Here is a 21,709-nt window from a genome sequence, read left to right as displayed (position 1 = left end):
CAAGCGGACTGAGCCGGATTATCGCCAGGAGACCGCGGTGCTGTCGCCGTCGAAAACGTACGAAGAACACGGCCCGGCGGCGTCAGCCGTCCGGGAGCACCGGCTTTCAGGCGAGCTTCTCCAGCTCAGCCACCTCGTCCCCGGAGAGGGAGACGCTCGCCGCGGCCGCGTTGTCCTCGAGGTGGCCGACCTTGGACGTGCCAGGGATCGGCAGCATCACCGGCGAACGGTGCAGCAGCCAGGCCAGCGCGAGCTGCGCCGGGGTGGCGTCATGGCGGCGCGCCGCCTCGGCGAGCTTCCCGCCCGGCTCGGCCAGCTTGCCCGTCGCCAGCGGGAACCACGGGATGAACGCGATCCCCTCCGCGTCGCACCGTTCCAGGACGTCCTGCGACTGGCGGTTGGTCAGGTTGTAGAGGTTCTGCACCGACACGATCGGGACGTGCCGGCGGGCCTGCTCCAGCTCGTCCACCGTGACCTCGGAGAGCCCGATGTGGCGGATCTTCCCCTCGTCCCGCATGTCGCGCAGCACGCCGAGCTGCTCGTCCAACGGCACCTCGGGGTCGATGCGGTGCAGCTGGTAGAGGTCGATCCGCTCCAGCCGCAGCCGCCGCAGGCTCATCTCCACGCACTGCCGCAGGTACTCGGGCCGTCCCAGCGGCACCCACTCGCCCGGGCCCGTCCTGGTGAACCCGCCCTTGGTGGCGATCACCAGGTCGTCCGGGTACGGGTGCAGCGCCTCGGCGATCAGGTCCTCGCTCACGAACGGGCCGTAGGAGTCCGCGGTGTCGATCAGCGTGACGCCCAGCTCGACGGCGCGCCGCAGCACCCGTACCGCCTCGCCGCGGTCACGGGGCTCGCCCCAGACGCCCGGACCGGTGATCTGCATCGCGCCGTACCCGAGCCGATGCACCGGCAGATCGCCGCCGATGGCGAACGTGCCGCTGCTCGCGACGGGACGCACAGGGGAATCGCTCATGGTCGCTCCTGGATCGCAGTCGTTCTCGCCGATCCATTGGATCACTGGCCCGCGGCCCGGCCGCGACCCGGGCGGGCCGAGCGAAGAACGGACGGCGATGGGAAGAATGCCACCGTTATCAGCGTTTGCCGCGCTGCCCTTCCGCCAGCCCGCGCGCGACCCGGTCGCCCCCGACGCGGCGCTGCACGGCCGCCGACAGCGCCGGGGCGGCACCGCCGAGCAAGGCCCCCACGCGCAGCCCGAGCGGCGCCACGTCGATCTCGGCGACGTTCTTCTCGACGGCCCGCACGGTCGCCCGCGCCACGTCCCGCGACGTACGAGTGCCCACGCCGCGCGGCAGCGTCACGCCCGCGTCCGCGAACATCCCCGCGTCCCGGATGAAGCCAGGGAAGACCGTCGACACCCCGACACCGTGCTCGCGCAGATCCTCGCGCAGCCCCAACGCGAACCCGCGCATGCCGAACTTCGTGGCGTTGTACAGCGCGGCCCGTCCGGACGCGGTCTTCCCCGCGAGGGAGGAGATGAAGACCAGATGGCCGCGGCGCCGCTCGGCCATCCGCTCACCGGCGAGCTTGGCCATGACGATGGGGGCCCGCAGGTTGACGTCCAGCGCCCGGTCGATCTCGGTGACGCTGTAGTCGGCGAGCAGCCCCGAGGCGGGCAGCGCCGCGTTGGCCACCAGGACGTCGATGTCACCGGCTCGTTCCAGCAGATCCGCGGGCGCGTCGCGATCGGCGAGATCGGCGGCGAGCGCGATGGCCCGCACGCCGGTCCGCTTGGTGATCTTCTCGGCGAGCGGCTCCAGCACGTCGGCGCGCCTGCCGGTGAGCACCACCGAGGCGCCGCGCGCCGCGAGCGCGAGGGCGAGCGCCTGCCCGATGCCGCCGGTCGCCCCCGTCAGCAGGGCCGTGCTGCCGCGCAGTTCCATGGCCGCGATGATCGCATGCCCGACGCCACGGCCGAACACGAATCGCCTGCGGCCGCCCACCCAAGCACCCCTGGCCGGAACCGGACGGCCCCCGTCCAGGACAAACAGACATCGATCCCCCAAGTACGAACACCAGGCACCAGAACCGACGACATCGGACGCCGAAGGGCAGGCCCCGAGGCCCGTGCGCCGGACGGCAGGACCCGAGCCCCCAAAGACCCGGCGCTGGACAAGGGACGGCGGTTGCCGGACGACGGGCCCCGGGGCTCGGGAACCGAGGTCTTGGTGCCGTGCGCCGTCCGCCGGGCGGCGGGCGCCGAAGGTCCGGGCGCCAGAAGGCGGGCATCGAAGACCTGACGTCGGGCGATGGACGACGGGCCCCGAGCTTCGGGAACCGAGGTCTTGGCGCCGTCCACCGTCCGCCGTCCGCCGTCCGCCGTCCGCCGTCCGCCGTCCGCCGGGCGGCGGGCGCCGGGGCTTTGGGCGCCGAAGGTCCGGGCGCCAGACGGCGGGCACCGAAGACCTGGCGCCAGAGGAAGAACGGAGGGCGCCGGACGCCGGACGCCGGACGAAGGAGCAGGGGCGACAGGCCTCGGACGGCGGGCGTCGAGGTGAGAACGCCGAAGACTCAGGTGCCGAAGACCTGGCCCGTACGGCATTCGCCGGGTGGGGGGGGCGGTGTCGGCTCGAGTCGGTTCGCGACACGGTTCAGCGCGCCGTCGCCGCAAGCTTGAAATGATCTTGACTTCCGGTCGCCGGAACGTCCCGCAACGCAAGGAAGCCCTCGTGGCAGGGCAGGAACGAACCCGCCTGACGGCCGGCGAACACCACCGATCCCCCAAACCGCGGCGTCCACCCCGTCGGAACGGGACGGACCTCACATGCCGGCGCGCCAGAGCAGCAGGACCAGCGACGAGAGCACCAGCCCGGCGGCGCCGAGCGGTACCTGGCCGAGCGTGATGAGGGCGGTGCAGCCGGCAGCGGTCAGGGCCGCGACGAGCACCATGCCGCGCCCGCTCCCGTCGCTCCCGGGCGGGCGCGGAGGCTCCAGCTCCCGCTCCCAGAGGGCGAAGTCATCCTGTGCGCCCATACTTGGATTATCCGTCCGATCGGCGTCCCCGGCGAGATGACGGAACGGTCACAGCATCCGCACCATCCAGTGTTCCCCATCACACTCGTCCGGCGAATTTGGACGATCGGTCCGATAACACGATCGGGGTGCGGACCGCCCGGCATCGGTTGCTAGGCTGCGGAGAGCCTGGGGGAGCATCAAATGATCCGAACGTCCCCGGGCTTGGCTTCATAGTCGAGGTGAAGGGGTCCCCACCGTGAAGAAGCTGCTTGTTCTCGCTGTTGTCGCTCTCGGTGGCTTCGTTGTCTGGCGTCGGCTCCAGCAGGACCGTGCCGAGCTCGACCTGTGGACCGAGGCCACGTCCACCGACAGCTGACGCGCCGGAGCGCTCCCGCCGCGAACGGGAGACCGACTTCGAGGGAGGGCCCGGCGTGACCGGTGCGGAGCGGATCACCATCGCCTGCCTCGATCTCGCCGGGACCACGCTCGTCGACGGCGATGCCGTGGAGACGGCCTTCGCCGAGGCGATCGCGACCGTCGGAGTCGTTGCTGGAACCGCGGCGCACACGCGTGCGATGGCGCGCGTCCGCGAGTTCCGCGGCCGCCAGAAGATCGAGATCTTCCGGGCCCTGTTCGCGGGGGACGAGCCCCGGGCGCAGGCCGCGAACCTGTCGTTCGAACGGTCCTACGACCTGGTCGTCGACCGCCGCGGACTGGCTCCCGTGCCCGGCGCCGAGGCCGCCATCGAGCGGCTCAGCGGCGCCGGGGTGCGCGTCTGCCTGACGACGGGGTTCAGTCGCCGCACCCTTGGCCGGGTGCTGGACACCCTTGGCTGGTGGGGGCGGGTCGATCTCGCCCTCTGTCCCGAGGACGGGGGCGGCTCGGGCCGGGGGCGCCCGTACCCGGACCTCATCCTGTCCGCCGCGCTGCGGCTGGGCGTGGACGACGTCCGGCACATCGCGGTCTGCGGCGACACCGACAACGACGTCCTCTCCGGACGGCGTGCCGGGGCGTCGATCGTGGCGGGGGTGCTGACCGGTGCGCATTCCCAGGACCAGCTCCTGGGCGCGGGGGCGACGCACGTCCTGGGCAGCGTGAAGGAGTTCCCGGACCTCTTCCTGCCCGTGTCCTCGTCCGCGCTCTCGCCTCCGTCCGCGCCGCCCGATACGCACCACACGGTGCGATAGCCTCTAGGGGACACGTCCCGGGGTCATAGCTCAGTTGGTAGAGCGCCGCCCTTGCAAGGCGGAGGTCTGGGGTTCGACTCCCCATGGCTCCACAACACCCGCGTCGGCCCGCCGCGGCTCAGCGCCCGGTTCTCGCTCACCGCGCCTCGCATGGCGACTTGGCGTCCGCGCAATGCACACTTCTCGAATAATTCGAGCGGTCATTATCCTGGGACGCCCTCCGACGATCGACTCGCCACTGTATGTGTCCGGTTAAAACCGGTACGGCAATCTCCTGCATGCATGGCCGACTTCTGGGCTGTCGGTAAATACGTGATCTGATACCCCTTTTTGCTACCCCTCCCGTTCCCGTCCGGCAACTGAAAGGGTGGGGCGGAACAAGCCCCCACCCCACCACCCGGCAGAAGGTGAGGATGAACGTGACCGAGAAGCCCGGTACCGCGGCCGACCTGAGCTGGCTGCTGGACGATCTGGTCCGCCGGCTGCCGCACGTCCTGCACGCCATCGTGCTTTCGGCGGACGGGCTGCTGATGGGCTCCTCGTACGACCTCCCCAAGGACGACGGCGAGCACCTGGCGGCGGTGGCCGCCGGAATCCAGAGCCTGGCCAAGAGCGCGGGCGAACGGTACGGCGACGGCCCGGTCCGGCAGACCATCGTCGAGATGGAGTCGGGATTCCTGCTGGTGACGACCGCCGGCTCCGGCGCCTGCCTGGCGGTCCTGAGCGACGCGGAAGCCGACGTAGGCGTGGTCGCGTACGAGATGACCGTGATGGTCGGCGGCCTGGGCGAGCACCTCACCTCCCCGTCCCGGGCCCGCGGCACGGCACCCGCCTGACCGCGCGCAATTGCGCGCGGATGATGAGGGCACGCGTTCATGCGCCAATGTGCGCCGACCCTATTGTCACCTCGTGTCAATATCTCGTGCCGCTCGTCGTCAATTCCGACGTCCGGGGCCGGGAGACCGGCGCACGGCCATCGCCGCCGAACTCGCCCTCCCGAATTGAACGAAGAGATGGACCGCCCGTAACGCCGGAGGAGCAGGAACCCGCCGTCCACCCTCGCCAAGCTCCCGCCGCTGACCGGACGGCCTGCCAACGCAACAAGGGGACAATGCCTGACAAAAGCCCTCATTCTCACCGGCTGTGGTCACGATGGCATGTCCCGGTTTCTTCAACGGAACCACGACCGGCGCCCACCCGCACCTGAGCGGCTCCACCGACCGGGTCACCCTCGGTGTGGTACGGGACGATGCCGCAGCCAAGGTCGGCATCACGCTGCTGGATCACCCAGCTGAGACAGGTAACGCGGGAGCCGCTGGCCACCGGCAGCGGATTCAGCGCGACGCCCGACGGTGTTGCCGTCACCGCGACGGCCGCCGTCCGTTCCGCGCACGACTCCGACGAGTACGCCGTAGCGGCACGCATCGAGGAACTGTTCCGGACGCCGATCACCGCGGACCGGACGGCCGTCAACGACCCCATACGCGGTGACTCCGGCAACGCCCAAGGACTCTTCGCCGGGGTGAGTCACACGCGAGCGCCACTGAACCGGCCGGAATACAGCAGAACATGCGGTACCTGCTCCCGGGCACGGTCAGCAATGAATGAAGCCCATCGCCGCACAGACCGTCGGCGGGCGCCCGGGACTCAGGCTGGACGGCGTCCTGAGCGACCCCGCCAGGGAGCGCGTCTGCACGTCCGGACCTACCTCGTCCCACGTGCCGACTCGCCGACCGCGTTCCTCATCCTCTTCCGCGCCCCGGGCCACTGCCACGAGGACACGATGAACCGAATCGTCTCCAGCGCAAAGTTCACCACCGACTGACCGCCCCAGGGAGCGCACGCACACAGACGTTCACTCCCTGGGGGGCCGGCATTACGCGGGGTCGAGGAGGACCAGATAGATCGCGTTGGGGCCCAGGTCGACGGTCTGGGTGTGGGTCGTGCCGGGGGCGACGATCTTCTCGTCGACGAGTTGGAGGCCGGCCCTGGCGGGGTCGGTGAAGTAGTTGCTGGTGGTCTGGTCGATCCGGTACATGCGCTGGCGGACGGGCCCGTGCCTCAGCTTGGAGGGCAGGCGGGACATGTCGATGGTGGTCCTGTAGCTGTCGGCGTGGGTGTGCTGCCAGTTCCAGACCATCAGCGACGCGCCGGTCCCGTCCTTGGAGGCGATGGCGTAGACGCCGTTGTCGCCCTTCTCGCCCGCGTCGCCTTTCCGGCCGTCCGAGACGGCGGACACCCGGGTGTCCTTCATCTTGGACTGCATCAGCATCATGTTCCCGTAGGGCGTGAAGGTGTCGGTGGCCGGCCCGCCGGGATTCCGGGTGACCAGCTGGTCCTTGCGTTCCTCCACCCGGTGCCGGACGCACCAGTTGAACATGTAGGTGTCGGGCTGGCCGGCGTACAGGTAGCCGTAGGTCGCCAGGCCGGCCGCCTGCCGGAGATAGTCGTTCTTGGGGTCGGGCTCGTCGAACGAGGGACCGGGATAGATCCCGGTCTCGGTGACGAAGCTCGGAATGCCGGTGGGCAGGCGGCGCTTCTTCAGCCACGCCCGGACGGTTGCCCGGTCCGAGCCCACCACCCGCAGATCCTTGCTGTAGAGCGTGGGCACCTGGTAGTCGTCGTCCCACTTCAGGTAGGAGTGGTAAGAGAGGAAGTCCAGGCGCTTGCGGGGGTCGCGGTCGGCGGCGTAGCCGTCCAGGAACGGCTGCAGCCACTTGGGATCCATGAACATCAGCGCCGGTCCGCCCACCTGAAGCCGGTCGGCGCGCCGGAGTCCCTTGTTGACCTTGTGGACGGCCTCGTAGAACGGCCGGTAGAAGCGGTAGAGCCCGGTCGGCTGCAGTGTGGTCTGGTCTGCCGGTCGTCCTTGCTTTCGCTCCTGGCCGTGGAACTGCCAGTCGGGCTCGTTGAACACCTCGACGTACTTGACCCGGGGGTACTTCTTCTTCAGGCTCCCGACCATCAACTCCAACAGCGGCTGGAGATCCTTGAACGGCCTCGTGCCCTGGACGAAGTCGGTCGGATTGAGGTTCACCAGCACCGAGTCGGACACGGTGCTCGCCTGGGTGAGGTAGGCGTCCAGCCTGGAGAAGTCGCAGGTTCCGGCCGCCAGGTCGCACTGGTTGAACAGGTTGTCCTCGGCGGGAGCGTTGGGGCTGCTGAGCCAGACCCGGTAGATGTCGCCGTGCAGCCCCTGCTTGTTGAAGAACTCGACGTCCCCGGGACGTTGCTGGGGCCAGGCGGTGACGTTGCCGAAGTTGTTGTACCTCTCTGGACGTGACAGCCCGCCCTGCTCGAGCCCGAAGTCAACCGACACCCTCGCAGGGGCCGAATCATGCGCGTCGGCCCTGGCAGGGGGCTCGAGACTTGCCAGGGCGCTGCTCGCCAGCAGGACGCCGAGCAGAGGTATCCCCAGGACGCGCGGCCACGTCAGGTTCGACATGCATCACCCTCCTCCAGCCCTCTGTGACCCGTGTCACGGCGGCTCAAAGTAGGGTTGCAGTACAATTTTCGTCTGTCAAGAATCCTCCTCTCAACAACAAACAGCGGTATTCCGGCGCGGTCACTCGGCCAGGGCCGGCACGACGGAGGCCAGGAAGGCGCGCAGACCGCCCTGGATGTCGACGGTGTCGCGGTCGTAGAGCCACTGGGCCTGCAGGCCGTTGAGCAGGGCGAGCGTCATGGTGGCCAGAGTCTCCGCCGGGACGGGCGAACGCAGTTCGCCGCGCTCCCCCAAGGCGGTGAAGGCGGCGGTGAAGAACTGGCGGAGCTTCCGGTAGCGCTCGGTGTAGTAGGCGTGGGCGGGATGCTCCGGCGAGGTGGCCTCACCCGAAATGACACAGTGCAGCTCCAGCAGACCCGGGCTCAGCGAGTTGTCGGCGCTCACCGCGAGCAGGCCCTCAAGCGCCTTCAGCGGCTGCCCGACGGGATCGCGGGCGCCGGCCGCCTCCATCAGGCGGGTGCTCTGCTCGCCGCGGAACTCCAGCACCGCGATCAGCAGATCCTCCTTGCTCGGGAAGTGGTGCATCAGCCCGGTGTAACTGATGCCCGCGCGCCTGGCGACGTCCTTCATCGTGGCGCCGTAGAAGCCGGTCTGGGCGAAGGCGTCCACACACGCCTCCACCACCCGCCGCCGAATGGCCGCCGACTTCGCATACGGGCCACGGCCCACCCCAGACGTCATAGACCTTCCCATCATCCGAAAATGCCGCTACGCGCCGTCAGCGTAGATGAGCACCGCCGAATCGACCGGACGCCGGTGGAAGACCTTCCCATTCACCTTCGACGACGACGCCGCCCAGTGCAGAGATCAGCCGTGAGCGGTCCCGCGACTATCTCGCCGTCTCCATGCGTGCGGATCCAGCCTCGGCCGGGTGGCCGTCGGTCCTGGGCCCGTTTCGGCCTGGAACGCGAACGGCGGGGATGCGTCGTGCGACGCATCCCCGCCGTTCAGAAGCGGAGGATCGGAGATTTGAACCCCCGATGGCCGATAAGCCCCAACAGACCGCCGCCATCAGCCAAGACCAATCCCGTCTAGAGCCTGCCTCGCCATCACGATCGCGCCTCATGAGATGACTCAAGCGATCGATCACTCGCCGCCGTCGGAGCCGTACCTGTGCGAGTCGACGCTTTGGGTCGCGAACATGGGCGGATATTCGTGGTGTTGTGGTGGGCCGACCACGCGGTGGGCGGGGGTCAGATGGTGATCGCGATCTTGCCGGCGGGTTGGCCGGTCTTGAGGTAGTCGATGGCGTCGGAGGTTCGGGCGAGGGGGTAGGTGCGGTCGAGGGCCGGGGTGAGGGCGCCGGAGTCGATGAGGTCGGCCAGGGTGTGCAGGTCGGCGGCGGGCTCGGTGGACATGAGGCCGGCCAGGCGCTGGCCGACGAAGGGCGACAGCAGCTTCGCCCGGATCTGGCGGTCGGCGCCCTGGAGCACCCGTCCGCCTCCTGGCCCGCCGACGATGACGAGTGTGCCGCGGGGGGCGAGGGCGCGGCGTAGCCGGGTCAGGGGGCGGTTGCCGGCCGTGTCGAGTATGAGGTCGTACCGGTCGGTGCCAGTGGTGAAGTCCTCGCGGGTGTGGTCGATGACGCGGTCGGCGCCGAGGGAGCGGACCATGTCCGTCTTCGCGGTGCGGCACACGCCGGTGACCTGGGCGTCATAGGCCTTGGCGAGCTGGACGGCGAAGCTGCCCACGCCGCCGCCGGCGCCGGTGACGAGGACCCTTTGCCCGGCGGTGAGCCGGCCGGCGTCGCGCAGTCCCTGGAGGGCGGCGCAGGCGGAGATGGGCACGGTGGCGGCCTGGGCGAAGGTGAGGGAGGCCGGTTTGGGGGCGAGCTTGTCCTGGTGGGCGCGGGCGTACTCGGCGTACGCACCGTCACAGGTGCCGAAGACCTCGTCGCCGGGACGGAACCGGGTGACGTTGGCGCCGACGGCTGCGACGCGGCCGGCGACGTCCATGCCCGGGACGGGGTTCTTGGGCCGGCGCAGCCCGAAACCGGCGGCGCGCACCACGTAGGGCAGGCCGGTGATGACGTGCCACACACCCTGGTCGACGCCGGCGGCCTCAACGCGAACGAGCACATCGTCGGCGCCGATGGTCGGCACGGCCATGTCGCGCAACTGGAGCTGCGCCGGTGCGCAGTAGGTGTCGCGGGCGATCGCGATCATCGTCGTCTTCGTCATGGTCGGGGTGCTCGTGCGGTGGCGACCGGATTGGTCATGGGAGGTGGTCCTCTCGGATGAGGTGGGGGGCCACGAGGCGGTGGCCAGCACTCGGAGATGGGTCAGGTGTCGGTGTCGGGGTAACCGAAGACGTCGTCGAGCGGCACGTCGAACACCCGGGCGATCTTGAAGGCCACCTCCAGCGATGGCGAGTAGCGGCCCTGCTCGATGGCGATGACGGTCTGCCGGGTCACCCCGACGCGGTCGGCCAGCTCCGCCTGGGTCATCTCGCCGTTCGCGAACCGCAGCGCCCTGATCGAGTTCGTGACCTTCGTGGGTTTGACCATGGCTAGAGGCCCCGGCGGTACAGGACGATCTTCGTGATCGACGAGGCGAGTGCGGCCAGGACGAACGCCAGGTACAGCGCGTTGGCGATCCAGAAGTGGGCGGCCTCCGCCATGGCCAGGGCGAGCGGGACGATCGCGGCGATGCTCATGACGTAGAACCCGACGTACTCGCCCAGCCGGTGGATCTGCCGGTCGCGCTCGTCGGCCCGGCCGGCCTCTTTCGGCGAGGCGATGGCGGCTGCGATGCCGGCGACGATGCCCAGGCCGATCCCGGCACCGATGGCGATGAGCATCGGCCGCACATAGGCGATCCGCGCGACGTCCGCGCCCGGCACCTTCGGCAGGACGGTGACGAAGTAGACCGCGGCGACACCGACGGCGACCACGACGTAGATCCACGAACGTCTCTCTTCGGAGGACATGCCCCACTCCCATGTAAAAGAACTTTGACATGTCCCAAGGTAAAACGGCGCAGACATGATGTCAACAATTTTTGACCAGGACGCCCGAGGCGCACGCGCCAACGAGCCGAGGCGCGGATCCGACCCACGGCCTAGGTGGCCGCGCGGACGGTGCTGTACATCGGGTCGTCGCCGGTGGTGGGGTCGTCGACCACCGGTGCTGGGCTGGTGTCGAGGGTGCTGAGGCGCTGGATGAGCGCGGGCAACGGGGCTGACTCGGTGACCAGCGCGTTGACCTCGATGTTGGCGCCGACCTCGATCGTCTGGGCGGTGAGCACCATGAGCGGGCGGCCAGGCTGCCGTTGGCGGCTGGCGCGGAGGCGGTCGTGGTGGGTGTGCAGCAGGTAGTCGCTGCCGATGGTGCACGCGCAGCTCACCTTCAACCAGCCGGTCACCGGCCCGGTCCTGGCCGGCGCGATGCGCTACTGCGGGCTGGGCCTGTTCGTGCCCGCGGCCGATGGGGCCGATGGACGCGCCCTTTCCGAGCAGGGCCTTCCCCGTCGCCGCCGGAGACCGTTGTTCCTCGGCACCGGCGACAGGGTGCTGCGCGCCTTTGACGCCCGTGATGGTTGCCGGCGGTGGGCCGTGGACACAGGTGCTTCACCCACCTCGGGGGCATGTTCCGCCGCCGTTGGTGGGGCAGGGGCCGGTCTTTGTTCGCGGTGCCGACAGCGTCCGCGCCCTACGGGCCGACGACGATCACGTGCGCTGGGACCGCGGGACCGACAGTTCGCGGGAGAGCCTGCGCCCGGCCGGGGACAGGCCGCATGTCCCCGGCCGGCGGGAGCTCACTTCGCACGATGCGGTCGGCAGCCGGGGCGTGAGCGGCTCGACCTGCACGACCACCATCGCCGTTCTGACCGGCCGGGACGGACTCCGCCCTGGAATTCTCCAGGGGCGTCATAAACGCCCGGCTGTCATCGTCATCGTGACGAGCTACGTACACCGTTGCGTTTTCCGGTCGTTCAATGCCGTGGGAGGGAATCCGATTGTCCGAGACGGGGTTCCGGAGCGCTGACGCATGTCCAGAGGAGGGGTTCCAGCACGCCCGCATAGAGTTCAGCAGCGAGCACGACACTGATTTCCGAGCGGAGTATCGCGCGCTCGAACTCGGCGCGGTGACCGTGTGGCCGATGAACCGCCGGCCGGTGATCTCGCTGCGGCCTCCTAGCCTCGGGCTTTCACCGGGCGATGGGCCGGGAGTGACCGTTTAGATAAGAAAAGTGCCTCTGTGCTGGGAGGATAGGGCTTGTCGAAGGTCCTGTCCGTACCAGTCCAGAAGGCACTTTTCAGGTGAGCAAGCGTATCGGGTCATACCCGCGTGTGGGCGTCGATGGCTGTGGTCGCGGGGTGGTCTCGCAGGCCGGGGCCGTGCTGCTGGTGGAAACGGTCCGCAAGAGCGGGCTGGACGGCGCGCTTTCGGCGGCGTTGGCGCCTTGGCGCAGGCCGCGAGCCCGGCATGATCCGGGCAAGATCGTGATGGATATGGCGCTGGCGGTGGCGCTGGGCGGTGACTGCCTGGCCGATGTCGCGATGCTGCGTGCCGAGCCGGGGTTGTTCGGGCCGGTGGCCTCCGACCCGACGTTCTCCCGTCTGATCGATGTCCTGGCCGGTGGCGGTGAGCGGGCGCTGAGGGCGTTGCGCCGGGCTCGTGCCCAGGTGCGTGAACGGGTGTGGGCGCTGGCCGGTGACGCCGCCCCGGACACCGGCGGGCAGGTGATCGTGGATGTGGACGGGGTGCTGGTGATCGCGCATTCCGACAAGCAGGACGCCGCCCCGACCTGGAAGAAGACCTTCGGCCACCACCCGCTGATGGCGTTCGTCGATCACGGTCCCGGCGGATCGGGGGAGCCGGTGGCGGGGCTGCTGCGGCCCGGGAACGCCGGGTCCAACACCGCCGCCGATCACATCACCGCAGCGAAGCTGGCGCTGGCCCAGTTGCCCGCCCGTTATCGGCGTGGCCGCCGCACCCTGATCCGCACCGACACCGCCGGCGGCACCCACGGGTTCGTCGAGTGGCTGGCCGCGCGGGGCCGGTGGCTGGGCTACTCGGTCGGGATGACCATCACCGAGTCCATCCACGCCGCCGTCCTGCAGATCCCGGACCCGGCCTGGACCCCGGCCCTCGAGCCGGACGGCCGGATCCGCCACGGCGCCTGGGTGGCCGAGCTGAGCGGCCGGGTGCTGGCCGGCTGGCCGCCCGGGATGCGGCTGATCGTGCGCAAAGAACGCCCGCACCCCGGCGCCCAGCTGCGCCTCACCGACGCCGACGGCATGCGCCTGACCTGCTTCGCCACCAACACGCCCGGCACGCCGATCGCCGAACTGGAACTGCGGCACCGCCGCCGCGCCCGGGCCGAGGACCGCGTCCGCGCCGCCCGCGCCACCGGCCTGCGCAACCTCCCCCTGCACGACACCGCGCAGAACCAGATCTGGCTGGAGATCGTGCAACTCGCCCTCGACCTGCTCGCCTGGATGCCGATGCTCGCCCTTACCGGCCCCGCCCGCCGCTGGGAACCCCGCCGCCTGCGGCTGCGGCTGCTGCACACCGCCGGACGGCTGGTCACCACCGGACGCCGCCGCATCCTGCGCATCGCCCGGCACTGGCCCTGGACCACCCTGATCACTGACGCCCTCGCACGCCTCGCGGCACTACCCAACCCCGGCTGACCAGCACCAACCGTCCCCACAACCCAGGAAGGAGAACCAGGGGCCGTGGAACCCCGCCCACCCGGAGCGACATCCGGGCCACCGACCTGACCACCACCAGAAAACACAAACCGGTCAGGCCGCCACACGACCCAACCGGCGCTGTGAAAGATCGAGGCTAGGAGCTTCAGGCGACCCGAGCCCGATGCGTACTGCCTCTCCCTGCTCCTCGACATGATCAAGACAGTGGAAGCCGAGATCCCCAAGGATCTGCTTTTGCTCCCACGGGGCATGGCCGACCGGGTGATCGGACGTCCGATACCGGCACGCGATGGCGTCGGTGCCCTGCTGGCGGGTTTCCTGGCCCGGATCTGCACCGACGCCGGCGGCTTCACCTCGACCGACGGCCCCCGCCTTGGGGCGATCCTTGCCGGCCTGACCTCGGCGCTGGTGGCCCACACCCTCGAAACCGAGGATGGACCGGAGCCCGAAACACATCCGCGAACCGTGCTTCTGGGCATCCGCGACTACATCGATCATCATCTCCACGACCCGGACCTCACGCCGGGCGCCATCGCCGCCGCGCATCACATCTCCATCAGCTACCTGCACCGTCTTTTCAGGCCCGACGGTGTCACGGTCTCGGCCTGGATCCGCCGACGGCGTCTGGAACGGGCATGTGACGCGTTGGCCGACCCCGCACTGAGTTCCGTATCCATTCACGACATCAGCGCACAGTCCGGCTTCCTAAGCCACGCGGGGTTCACCCGAGCCTTCCGCGCGGCATTCGGCATCACACCCGGCGAATACCGTCGTCACCACCAGTCCCGTAGCCGCCGCGGCTAGGAATTGTCGGGAACGGCGACCTTGGGTCGTGCCTCTGCCCCTGGTCGATGGCGGAGAGGGGCGGCCAACAGGGGGACCAGGGACAGCGCCATGTAGGCGACCGCGATCACCAGGACGGTGGCCGACGCGGTGGTGTGGGCCAGCACCAGACCTGCGGCCGCGCTGCCGAGGGGGTAGCCGAGCGAGCTGACGGCCATCCGTCCCCCGACCACCTGGCCCCGCAGCTCGTTCGGTATCAAGCGTTGCACCATGGTTCGTTCGACCACGAAGTAGGGTCCCCACAGGAAGGCGGACAGCGCCGCGAGGGCGACCGCGATGCCGGGTTGGGAGACCAGGCCGAGCAGGGCGAACGGCGGGACCCCGGCGAAAATGATCAGTGCGACGCGAAAGCCGGGGCGCAAACCCCGCAGGAAACCGATGCCCAGCATCAGCCCCAGCAGGGAGCCCACGCCGGACGCGCCGACGAGTAGTCCATAGGTCTCGGAGCCCGCATGGAGCTCCTGGCGGCTGAAGACGGGGAAGAGCACTTCGATCATTCCGCCGAGGAACAGGAAGCCGGTGGTGGACATCGTCAGCGCGAGCACGGCGGGCAGACGGAACAAGGTCAGGAAGCCCAGCCAGCCGCGTAGCAGCCCCTGCCGCTCCTGCACGGATCCCTGTGCCGTGGGGGCCTCGATCCGCAGCCCCAGGCACAGCATGCTCATGACCACAAAGCTCAGGGCGTCCACGAACAGGGCAGGGGAGGCGCCGATCCAGGCGATCAGCAGCCCGGCCGCCGGGGGACCCAGGATCGAGGAGAGCTCCCAGTTCGCCCCCAGCAGCGCGTTCGCTCCTTCAAGGTCCTCGTCATCGACCATGCGGGGCACCAGAGCGCCTTCGGCGACCTCGCTCGTCACCGACAGGACCGCGCAGAGCGCCGCGATAACGTAGATGTGCGCGATGTGCATCGCACCGAGGAGGTCGAGCACCGGGATCAGAGCGATCAGTACCCCCCGCAGCGCGTTGTCCCAGAAGAGCAGGAGCCGGGCCGGGAAGAGGTCCAGGAGCCGCCCCGCGAACGGGCCGGCGATGACCCGGGGCAGGCCGAAGAGCAGCAGCGTGATCCCGAGCTCGGACGGTCCCGCGGTGGTGAGCACCAACCAGGACAGGGCGACCGTCGTGAACGCGTCGCCCACCCTGGAGATCATCATCCCGATCCAGAACCGGGCGAACCGTCGGTTCCGGCGGACCAGGCCCAGGGCACCGATCAGTTCTCGCACGGGTTCTCCGCGTGGTCGTCGGCCCCGGCGGCGAGCACCGCGCGCACGATCTGGGTGTAACCAGTGCAGCGGCAGACATTACCGGCGAGGGCCTCCCGGACGGTCGCCGTCGTGCGGCGCGCGCCGTAGGTGGCGTTCAGGAACGCCCTGGCGGCGACCACCATGCCCGGGGTGCACATGCCGCACTGGACGGCGCCCTTCTCGACGAAGCACCGCAGCAGCGCGTCGCCGCGCGCCGCGAGCCCCTCGATCGTGGTGATCTCGGTATCGCCGAGCGTCGCGGCCATCGTGGTGCAGGCCAGTGCCGGATGGCCGTCGACCAGGACCGAGCAGCCGCCGCAGTGCCCGGCGCCGCAGGGATGCTTGGTGCCGGTGAGGCCCAGATCCTCGCGCAGCCAGTGGACGAGTCGCCTGCCGTCGGACGGCACCGGCACGGCTACTCCGTTGACCGTGGCCGAAGGCGTGCCTGTCATGCGGATTCCTCCTCTTCCAGTTCGGTGAGCAGCCGCCGGGTGAGCACCTTCACAGCCGCGCGGCGGTAGTCCTCACCGGCCGCGCGGCCGGGCAGCACGACCGCCTCGTCCGCAGCGGCCGCGGCTGTGCGGCGGGCACAATGGTGGTCGCGCCACACGGCCTCCGCGTGCGGCAACCGGTGAGGGACGCTCCCGGTGGAGCCGACGGCGATCCCGCAGTGTCCGCGGCCGAGACGTACGGCCACACTCGCCGTGTTCGGTCCCCCTGCCGCGCGAACCGCCGTTCTGGCGAACGCCGTCCGATCGCCGACGGCCCCTTGCCAGCGCACGGACAGCACGACCAGGTCGGCGCCGCCGAGCACCGTTTCGACGGGAACGTGCCTCGGCGCCGTCATCGGGTACCGGCCGATGACGTGTGCGGAGGCGTCCAGGGTGAGCAGCACCGCTGCCAGGCAGCCTGGCCGGGCCGCTGTGACGTTCCCACCGATCGTGGCCGCCGCGCGGAGAGCCGGACCGCCGATGGTGGCCGCCGCGGACCGCAGCGCGTTCGGCAGTCCTGGGGCGCGAGCGATCTCGGTGAGGGTGACACAGGCGCCGAGCGTCACGTGCCCCGCGTCACGCGAGCGACGGCGGAGTTCGAGCACGGAAGGCAGATGAACGACGCTCTCGGGCGCCCCGTGCCCGCCCCACCGGGGAAGGGCGAGCGTGCCCCCGCCGACGACTTCGGCGGCGGGGTCGTTGAGCAGCGCGTACGTCAGGTCGGCCAGCGTGGAGGGGCGGTGCACCCGGGACGGTGCGGACCGGCCGATCACTGGTGCCCGTCCGAGCCGGCGCCGTCCCTCAACGCCTGCCACAGGGCCGATGGGCGCAGCGGTATGGTCGTGGGCAGCACGCCTGTGGCGTCGGCGACCGCGCTGAGGACCGCCGCGGGGACGGGGACGATGGGCAGTTCCCCCAGGCCGAGACCGCCGTAGGGCGCGTTCTCTGACGGCTCACCGGTGAAGACGGCCCCGACGTCCGGCACGTCCAGCGCTGTGGGAACGCCGTGCTCCTGGACGGTGCCCGGTCCCCGTCCGGTCGCGTCGGCGGACCACAGATCGATCAACGCCAGCCCGAGCCCCTGGACGCAGGCTCCATGGACCTGCCCCAACGCGCCCAGGGGGTTGAGGACCCGTCCGCAGTCGGTGACCACGTCGCACCGTTCCACGTGAACGGTGCCGAGCTCCATGTCGACGAGCACCGTGACGAAACAGGCGCAGTAGCTGGGGGGAACCGGCGACGCGCGGTAGGTGACGGGGACACCTGGCGCGGTATGAGCCGTCCTGGCCGCCTCCCTGGCCGCGCCCGCCCCGAGAAGGACGCTCCGCTGAGACGCGCTTCCCACGTCCACGTGACCGCGCTCGGTGTCGCCCTCGAGCACCTGGACGTCGGCGACGGAGATGCCCAGCTCCTCGGCCACAATCTGGGCCAGCACGGTGGAGGAGCCGGTGCCGGCGTCGCAGGTTCCTGTGACCAGGACGGCTCCCCTGTCCGAGGTGCGGGTGAGCGAGGCCGTGCTGACGTCGGACGCGTCCCCGGTGACGGTGGCCTTGGCGGCGACTGCCACGCCATGCCCCCTCAGGAGGTTTCCAGAGGGACGGTCGTTCGCGCGCGGGGGCGCGGGGAACACGCGAGCCGCCACGTCCAGGCATTGGCGCAGCCGTTGAGGGCTGTTGCGGCGGCGTACCTCGATGGGGTCGAGACCCATGCGCCGGGCGGCCAGGTCGAGCGCGCCTTCGACAATGACGTTCGCCTGTGCCACGCCGTACCCCCGGTAGGCGCCTCCGGGCAGGGTGTTGGTCCGCACGACCCTGCCGGAAAAGCGGTACGCGGCATGCGGATAGGTGGCCGGCACGGTCAGCGCGACGGCGTTCGCGACGTACGGCGCGTGGGAGGCGTAGGCGCCCGAGTCGACGACCGCGTCCAGGTCGATCCCGGTGATGACCCCGTCGTCGTCCAGGCCGAGGCGAACGCGGGCCCTCAGGGCATGACGCCGACGGGTGGCATGCAACTCTTCCTCGCGGTCGTACACCACTCGCACGGGACGGTTCAGGTCCAGCGCGAGCCATGCGGCCAACGCCTCCTCGTAAAGTTCCTGGCGGCATCCGAACCCGCCGCCTTCGTCCACCTTGCGGACATGCACGCGGTCGTCGTCCATGCCCAGGATCTCGGCCACCAGCGAACGCAGCTCGCCGGGCGACTGGGTGTTGGACCAGATCCGGACGCCGCCGCCGGCCGGTTCCGCCCGGCAGGCATGGGTCTCCAGGCAGACGTGCTGTGCGCCTGCGACCTCGAACCGTTCCTCGACGACGACGGCGGAGGCGGCAAGGGCGCCGTCCACGCGGTCGTCGCCGAAGTCCATTCGCCCGATCACCGCCCCCCGCTGGAGTGCGGCGTCGATGTCCAGGACCGGCTCAAGGACGTTCCATTCGGTGCTGGCGGCGCGGACCGCGTCCTCGGCGTGCGCGGCGCTGGTCGCGACGACCACCGCGACCGCGTCGCCCACATGGCGGGCCGTCGTCGCCAGCAACGGACGATCAGCCGCGGCGCGCAACTGGTCACTTGACGGCGCCAAAGCGGGGTTGAACCGGACGCGCGGAACATCGGCCGCCGTGCGAACCGCGACGACGCCCGGGGCGTCCACCAGCAGGCCGGTCAGTTTCGCCTTGGGATGGGGAGAGCGCACCAGCCGCATCCACGCGTCGCCGCCGAAACTCATGTCGGTGAGGAAGGCATGTCTCCCGGTCACCTTTGCCCAAGCGTCGACACGTGGCACCGCGCGGCCGACGACAGAGAAGGACCCATCGGCGTCATGCATGTGGCATCGGCACCAGATTCAGTTCGTCCTCTGACAGCGGATCGGATCGCCAGCCCAACTCGACCGCGGCGCGCTGCACCACGCCGTTGCCCAGGTACGGGAACGCCGCCGGGGAGTTCGGCACCAGCCCCGGTACCAGCACCCGCACCACGCGAAGACCCGCGGCGGCGACGTCCGCGGTGGTGATGTCGGCGTAGAACACCTCGTAGCCTCGGGCCTCCACCGCGCCGCGCAGGTCGCTGGGCCCGGGAGGGGCCAGGTCGGTCTCGGCGGGCATGTCGATCCAGGGCCGGATCAGATCGTGGGCCCGCGGGTCGAGATGCACCTGGACCTGGCACATCAGGTCGGTCACATCGCGGAAGTCGCCACGGTAGTCGTCGAGATACCGCCGGTCCGCGCGCGCCGGCTTCAGGCTCGACGCGTCGATCATGCCGTGTTCGGCGGCGGCGCGGTACGCACCGAGGGGACGCGCCAAGTCGCGCGCGATGTCGTGGAGAGTCAGCGCTTCCGCCCACGCCTTACGGCCGGCCTCGGCGGCGTCCTGACGCGCGGCGAAACCGATGGTGAGCAGCCCGTCCGCGGCATGCTCCACGCAACCGGCCAGTACCGGCACGGAGAACTCGTTGGGAAGCTGGATCAGCCAATGCCGCATCGGGCTTTCCCCCGTCCCGTCCGACCAGAGCGCCTCCAGTTCCGGGGTCGGTCTCACCGAGGGCACGGGGTGGGCGTTCAACCACCAGACCATCGTCACGTGCCGCTCCACGACCTCATACAGGGCCGCGTCCAGCGCCGAGTCCAGCGAGGACCCCGCCGCGATCCCGGAATAGAACACGGGGTTGATGAACGGCCCCTCCGAGACCGACAAGGAGTGCCAGTTGGCATAGACCATGCTGGCCGGAAGCCAGGCGGGCACATCATGGGTCAGCGACCGGCCCCGTACCCAGTGGACCTTCCGATCTGCGGTGAAAGGAACGAACGGAAATCCTGGGGACTCGTACATGCGCTGTGAGAACAGCACGAGCTTCCGAGGGTCCACGGCGCTCTCGCCACGCTCCCGCAGTTCCGCGAAGCTGGCCTGGGTCACCAGGTCGTGCCGAACCACGTTGCCGCAGTAACGCTCGACCGCCTCCCCGACGGCGGCGTGCTCGGCGGCCGCCCGGTCACCGAAGGTGCTGCCCCCTGCCACCGGGTCGTTGCGCCATGGCGTCACGCGGCTCACATCACTCGTCCTGGCGTGCACCGTCGTCAAGGTGCGGGGAATCGAAGGATGGTGCTCCACGTCGACGACTCTGCGAATGATGCCCGTGCGCTCGTCCACGAGCAGATCCGAAGGGGCGCCGGGCAGGGCGGCGATGGACGCCGCCGGTGACGATCCCGGCAAGGGCAGCACCGGGTGTGCGGACACGGCGAGTTCGACAGGGTCGAGTTCCACCTCGTGCCACGCGCCGCGTGCCGGCAGTCCCGCGACCCAGCGCCCCAGGTCGGTAAGGACGGCACCGAGCATCCAGAACAGCTCCCCGACCGGTGGGAGATAGCGGTCGCCGATCAGCGGCGGGCCGTCCAGCGCCGCCAGGACATGCGGGTCCGCGGCCGCCGCTGCGCGGCGGGCGAGCAGGTCCTCGGCGTCGGGACCATTCTCCGGATCGACATGGGGGCCGAACCAGCCGCGCTCACGCTCGAAATGGAAATGCGACCACCGCAGACTCCGCTGTCGGCAACGCCGGTCGACGTCCCGCAGAAACGCGCGATCAAGATGGTCGGACAGCGCCAGCAGGACCGTGTCGTCACTCTCCACGGTCGCGATTTCTGCCGGTGCGGCGAGACTGCGCACAGACCCGAACCCCGCCGACCGAACCAGGGAGTCCGCCGCCGAGACCATGGCGGCACATTCTCCTTCGCCCACCACGACCAATTCGGGCAGTGGCGCCATGCCGCCATTCATCTCGGGCGTCGCGAAACGCACTCGGTCCTGTTCATCCCGCACGGGCGGCGACATTGAAAGGACCCCGCTCTCGCAGAGCGCAGCCAGCATGGGGTGAAGATCGGCACCGAACGCGGCGGCGGACGGGAGAGAATGCACAGGCCGCTGTCCGTCACAACCTTCGAGCAGAGCGATCACATCCTCAGCGGACGCCTTCACCCGATACGAAGTGCCCTTGGGCGTGAAAATGACGACGCCTCCGCCGGGGTGGCCGAAAACCTCCGCACGCACCAGTCGGGGGCCGCGGGTCTGGCTCGGAACCTCAGTCATCGCCGGTCCATACGAATATGCTGGCGACGGGACGCTCGCTGGTTTCATGGTCGTAAGTGATCCAAAGCACTCGGTCGATGACCAGCTCGTAGAGAACGCTGTCGGCCGGCACGCGCACGTTGCCGTCCGAGACGTCGGCGAGCGCCGCGGCCTCGTCCGATGGCAGCCGCCGAACATGGCCGTTCAGGCTGAGCTCGGCGTCCTTCGGCCCAGGCAGCGCGTGCAGCACGAACCGTCCGTCACGCTCCAGGTCACCCCTCTTGGAAGAAGAGGGAATAACGCCGATATAGACGCGGCCATCAATGATCACCGGACAGACGGGGTGGACGCGAGGACCGCCGTCCCGGCGCACCGTTCCGAGATAGGCGATTCCATACTTGCGCAGCATGCGGGAGCCCAGCTCCGCGATGTCCGGCTCCTGTTCGGCGAACTCCGCCCACGTGGCCATTCGATTCCGTTCATCCGGGGCTCCGGCCCCCGGGCCACGCTCGCGGCCCGGGAACCGGAACTTGTTCAGAACGAGCGCATTACTCGTCGTCGTCCTGGGACTCGTCCCACACGAACGACTTGAACGTCGCGCTGTGGTGGCCGGGCGCCAGGATCTCGCGCTCACTGTCCTTCTTCTCGATGTCCTCGAACATGATCGCCTCCTTTCTCTTCCTCGAGTCATGGCCGCGAGCGGCCGCCACGCCACCCGTGATTTCTTGCGATATATCAGCGGGCTTCATGGCCTACATCG

General features: G+C 69.8%; 21 protein-coding genes and 1 tRNA gene. 6 read left to right on the top strand and 16 right to left on the bottom strand.

Annotated features, from left to right (window positions below; genetic code table 11):
• Positions 1–106: 106 nt before the first annotated feature.
• The 3 genes from ACZ466_RS21350 to ACZ466_RS21340 form a co-directional block, all read right to left on the bottom strand.
• Entirely contained in the window at positions 107–976 is an 870-nt protein-coding gene (locus tag ACZ466_RS21350; protein WP_378280474.1) for an aldo/keto reductase, read from the bottom strand.
• A 118-nt stretch (positions 977–1,094) separates the two neighbouring features.
• A complete protein-coding gene (locus ACZ466_RS21345; RefSeq protein ID WP_378280472.1) occupies positions 1,095–1,904 on the bottom strand; it encodes an SDR family NAD(P)-dependent oxidoreductase in 810 nt (269 codons plus the stop codon).
• An 877-nt stretch (positions 1,905–2,781) separates the two neighbouring features.
• Positions 2,782–2,994, bottom strand: coding sequence for a hypothetical protein (locus ACZ466_RS21340; protein WP_378280470.1), 213 nt, complete (start codon positions 2,992–2,994; stop codon positions 2,782–2,784).
• A gap of 238 nt (positions 2,995–3,232) precedes the next feature.
• Between ACZ466_RS21340 and ACZ466_RS21335 the strand changes: the two genes are divergently transcribed.
• The 4 genes from ACZ466_RS21335 to ACZ466_RS21320 all read left to right on the top strand — a co-directional run bounded on the left by ACZ466_RS21335 (position 3,233) and on the right by ACZ466_RS21320 (position 4,999).
• Positions 3,233–3,352 carry a DLW-39 family protein gene (locus tag ACZ466_RS21335; protein ID WP_211245696.1) on the top strand — a complete coding sequence of 40 codons (120 nt, stop codon included), beginning with the start codon at positions 3,233–3,235 and terminating at the stop codon, positions 3,350–3,352.
• 55 nt (positions 3,353–3,407) lie between these two features.
• Positions 3,408–4,163, top strand: coding sequence for an HAD family hydrolase (locus ACZ466_RS21330; protein WP_378280468.1), 756 nt, complete (start codon positions 3,408–3,410; stop codon positions 4,161–4,163).
• 19 nt (positions 4,164–4,182) lie between these two features.
• A tRNA-Ala gene (locus ACZ466_RS21325) sits at positions 4,183–4,255 on the top strand.
• Between the two features lie 321 nt (positions 4,256–4,576).
• Positions 4,577–4,999: a roadblock/LC7 domain-containing protein gene (locus tag ACZ466_RS21320; RefSeq protein WP_378280467.1), complete on the top strand. Its 423-nt coding sequence runs from the start codon at positions 4,577–4,579 to the stop codon at positions 4,997–4,999.
• Positions 5,000–5,297: 298 nt separating this feature from the next.
• Here ACZ466_RS21320 and ACZ466_RS21315 read toward each other — a convergent pair whose 3' ends face one another.
• The 7 genes from ACZ466_RS21315 to ACZ466_RS21285 form a co-directional block, all read right to left on the bottom strand.
• Complete coding sequence (locus ACZ466_RS21315; RefSeq protein WP_378280465.1) at positions 5,298–5,588, bottom strand: hypothetical protein; 291 nt, start codon at positions 5,586–5,588, stop codon at positions 5,298–5,300.
• A gap of 451 nt (positions 5,589–6,039) precedes the next feature.
• Entirely contained in the window at positions 6,040–7,608 is a 1,569-nt protein-coding gene (locus ACZ466_RS21310) for a hypothetical protein (protein WP_378280463.1), read from the bottom strand.
• A 120-nt stretch (positions 7,609–7,728) separates the two neighbouring features.
• On the bottom strand, positions 7,729–8,277 hold the full coding sequence (locus tag ACZ466_RS21305; RefSeq protein ID WP_378280461.1) for a TetR/AcrR family transcriptional regulator: 549 nt from the start codon (positions 8,275–8,277) through the stop codon (positions 7,729–7,731).
• A 584-nt stretch (positions 8,278–8,861) separates the two neighbouring features.
• A complete protein-coding gene (locus ACZ466_RS21300; RefSeq protein WP_378280459.1) occupies positions 8,862–9,848 on the bottom strand; it encodes an NAD(P)-dependent alcohol dehydrogenase in 987 nt (328 codons plus the stop codon).
• Positions 9,849–9,949: 101 nt separating this feature from the next.
• On the bottom strand, positions 9,950–10,174 hold the full coding sequence (locus ACZ466_RS21295) for a helix-turn-helix transcriptional regulator (protein WP_378280457.1): 225 nt from the start codon (positions 10,172–10,174) through the stop codon (positions 9,950–9,952).
• Between the two features lie 2 nt (positions 10,175–10,176).
• The gene (locus ACZ466_RS21290; RefSeq protein ID WP_378280455.1) at positions 10,177–10,596 is read right to left on the bottom strand and encodes a hypothetical protein; all 420 of its coding nucleotides are present in this window, start codon (positions 10,594–10,596) and stop codon (positions 10,177–10,179) included.
• 131 nt (positions 10,597–10,727) lie between these two features.
• Positions 10,728–11,030 (bottom strand): hypothetical protein, encoded by a 303-nt coding sequence (locus ACZ466_RS21285; protein ID WP_378280454.1) that lies wholly within the window; start codon positions 11,028–11,030, stop codon positions 10,728–10,730.
• A gap of 898 nt (positions 11,031–11,928) precedes the next feature.
• On the opposite strand from ACZ466_RS21285, the gene ACZ466_RS21280 reads away from it, so the two are divergent.
• Both ACZ466_RS21280 and ACZ466_RS21275 read left to right on the top strand, forming a co-directional pair.
• Positions 11,929–13,305, top strand: a complete 1,377-nt coding sequence (locus tag ACZ466_RS21280; protein ID WP_378293550.1) for an IS1380 family transposase — start codon at positions 11,929–11,931, stop codon at positions 13,303–13,305.
• A 213-nt stretch (positions 13,306–13,518) separates the two neighbouring features.
• The gene (locus ACZ466_RS21275; protein WP_378284486.1) at positions 13,519–14,130 is read left to right on the top strand and encodes an AraC family transcriptional regulator; all 612 of its coding nucleotides are present in this window, start codon (positions 13,519–13,521) and stop codon (positions 14,128–14,130) included.
• Here the strand turns inward: ACZ466_RS21275 and ACZ466_RS21270 are convergent.
• Genes ACZ466_RS21270 through ACZ466_RS21245 form a run of 6 tightly spaced genes read right to left on the bottom strand, consistent with a single transcriptional unit; the run spans position 14,127 to position 21,418 of the window.
• Positions 14,127–15,389: an MFS transporter gene (locus ACZ466_RS21270; protein ID WP_378284487.1), complete on the bottom strand. Its 1,263-nt coding sequence runs from the start codon at positions 15,387–15,389 to the stop codon at positions 14,127–14,129. The two genes, ACZ466_RS21275 and ACZ466_RS21270, sit on opposite strands and share 4 nt — an antisense overlap.
• Complete coding sequence (locus ACZ466_RS21265; protein WP_378284488.1) at positions 15,377–15,862, bottom strand: (2Fe-2S)-binding protein; 486 nt, start codon at positions 15,860–15,862, stop codon at positions 15,377–15,379. The genes ACZ466_RS21270 and ACZ466_RS21265 overlap by 13 nt, the downstream gene beginning before the upstream one ends.
• On the bottom strand, positions 15,859–16,674 hold the full coding sequence (locus tag ACZ466_RS21260) for an FAD binding domain-containing protein (RefSeq protein ID WP_378284490.1): 816 nt from the start codon (positions 16,672–16,674) through the stop codon (positions 15,859–15,861). The genes ACZ466_RS21265 and ACZ466_RS21260 overlap by 4 nt, the downstream gene beginning before the upstream one ends.
• The gene (locus ACZ466_RS21255; protein WP_378284491.1) at positions 16,671–18,719 is read right to left on the bottom strand and encodes a xanthine dehydrogenase family protein molybdopterin-binding subunit; all 2,049 of its coding nucleotides are present in this window, start codon (positions 18,717–18,719) and stop codon (positions 16,671–16,673) included. Before ACZ466_RS21255 ends, ACZ466_RS21260 begins: the two co-directional genes overlap by 4 nt.
• Positions 18,712–20,970: a YcaO-like family protein gene (locus ACZ466_RS21250; RefSeq protein ID WP_378284492.1), complete on the bottom strand. Its 2,259-nt coding sequence runs from the start codon at positions 20,968–20,970 to the stop codon at positions 18,712–18,714. The genes ACZ466_RS21255 and ACZ466_RS21250 overlap by 8 nt, the downstream gene beginning before the upstream one ends.
• Positions 20,963–21,418 carry a pyridoxamine 5'-phosphate oxidase family protein gene (locus ACZ466_RS21245; protein WP_378284493.1) on the bottom strand — a complete coding sequence of 152 codons (456 nt, stop codon included), beginning with the start codon at positions 21,416–21,418 and terminating at the stop codon, positions 20,963–20,965. Before ACZ466_RS21245 ends, ACZ466_RS21250 begins: the two co-directional genes overlap by 8 nt.
• Between the last annotated feature and the right edge of the window lie 291 nt (positions 21,419–21,709).

It is taken from the genome of Actinomadura rugatobispora (genome assembly GCF_055379765.1).
This window is presented reverse-complemented; position numbering and strand designations above follow the sequence as displayed.

Bases quoted from the DNA above. Each gene is read 5' to 3' on its own strand.
- ACZ466_RS21350 (WP_378280474.1), bottom strand. From the start codon at position 976: ATGAGCGATTCCCCTGTGCGTCCCGTCGCGAGCAGCGGCACGTTCGCC.
- ACZ466_RS21345 (WP_378280472.1), bottom strand. From the start codon at position 1,904: ATGGAACTGCGCGGCAGCACGGCCCTGCTGACGGGGGCGACCGGCGGC.
- ACZ466_RS21340 (WP_378280470.1), bottom strand. From the start codon at position 2,994: ATGGGCGCACAGGATGACTTCGCCCTCTGGGAGCGGGAGCTGGAGCCT.
- ACZ466_RS21320 (WP_378280467.1), top strand. From the start codon at position 4,577: ATGAACGTGACCGAGAAGCCCGGTACCGCGGCCGACCTGAGCTGGCTG.
- ACZ466_RS21315 (WP_378280465.1), bottom strand. From the start codon at position 5,588: ATGCGTGCCGCTACGGCGTACTCGTCGGAGTCGTGCGCGGAACGGACG.
- ACZ466_RS21310 (WP_378280463.1), bottom strand. From the start codon at position 7,608: ATGTCGAACCTGACGTGGCCGCGCGTCCTGGGGATACCTCTGCTCGGC.
- ACZ466_RS21300 (WP_378280459.1), bottom strand. From the start codon at position 9,848: ATGACGAAGACGACGATGATCGCGATCGCCCGCGACACCTACTGCGCA.
- ACZ466_RS21295 (WP_378280457.1), bottom strand. From the start codon at position 10,174: ATGGTCAAACCCACGAAGGTCACGAACTCGATCAGGGCGCTGCGGTTC.
- ACZ466_RS21290 (WP_378280455.1), bottom strand. From the start codon at position 10,596: ATGTCCTCCGAAGAGAGACGTTCGTGGATCTACGTCGTGGTCGCCGTC.
- ACZ466_RS21275 (WP_378284486.1), top strand. From the start codon at position 13,519: ATGATCAAGACAGTGGAAGCCGAGATCCCCAAGGATCTGCTTTTGCTC.
- ACZ466_RS21265 (WP_378284488.1), bottom strand. From the start codon at position 15,862: ATGACAGGCACGCCTTCGGCCACGGTCAACGGAGTAGCCGTGCCGGTG.
- ACZ466_RS21255 (WP_378284491.1), bottom strand. From the start codon at position 18,719: ATGCATGACGCCGATGGGTCCTTCTCTGTCGTCGGCCGCGCGGTGCCA.
- ACZ466_RS21250 (WP_378284492.1), bottom strand. From the start codon at position 20,970: ATGACTGAGGTTCCGAGCCAGACCCGCGGCCCCCGACTGGTGCGTGCG.
- ACZ466_RS21245 (WP_378284493.1), bottom strand. From the start codon at position 21,418: ATGGCCACGTGGGCGGAGTTCGCCGAACAGGAGCCGGACATCGCGGAG.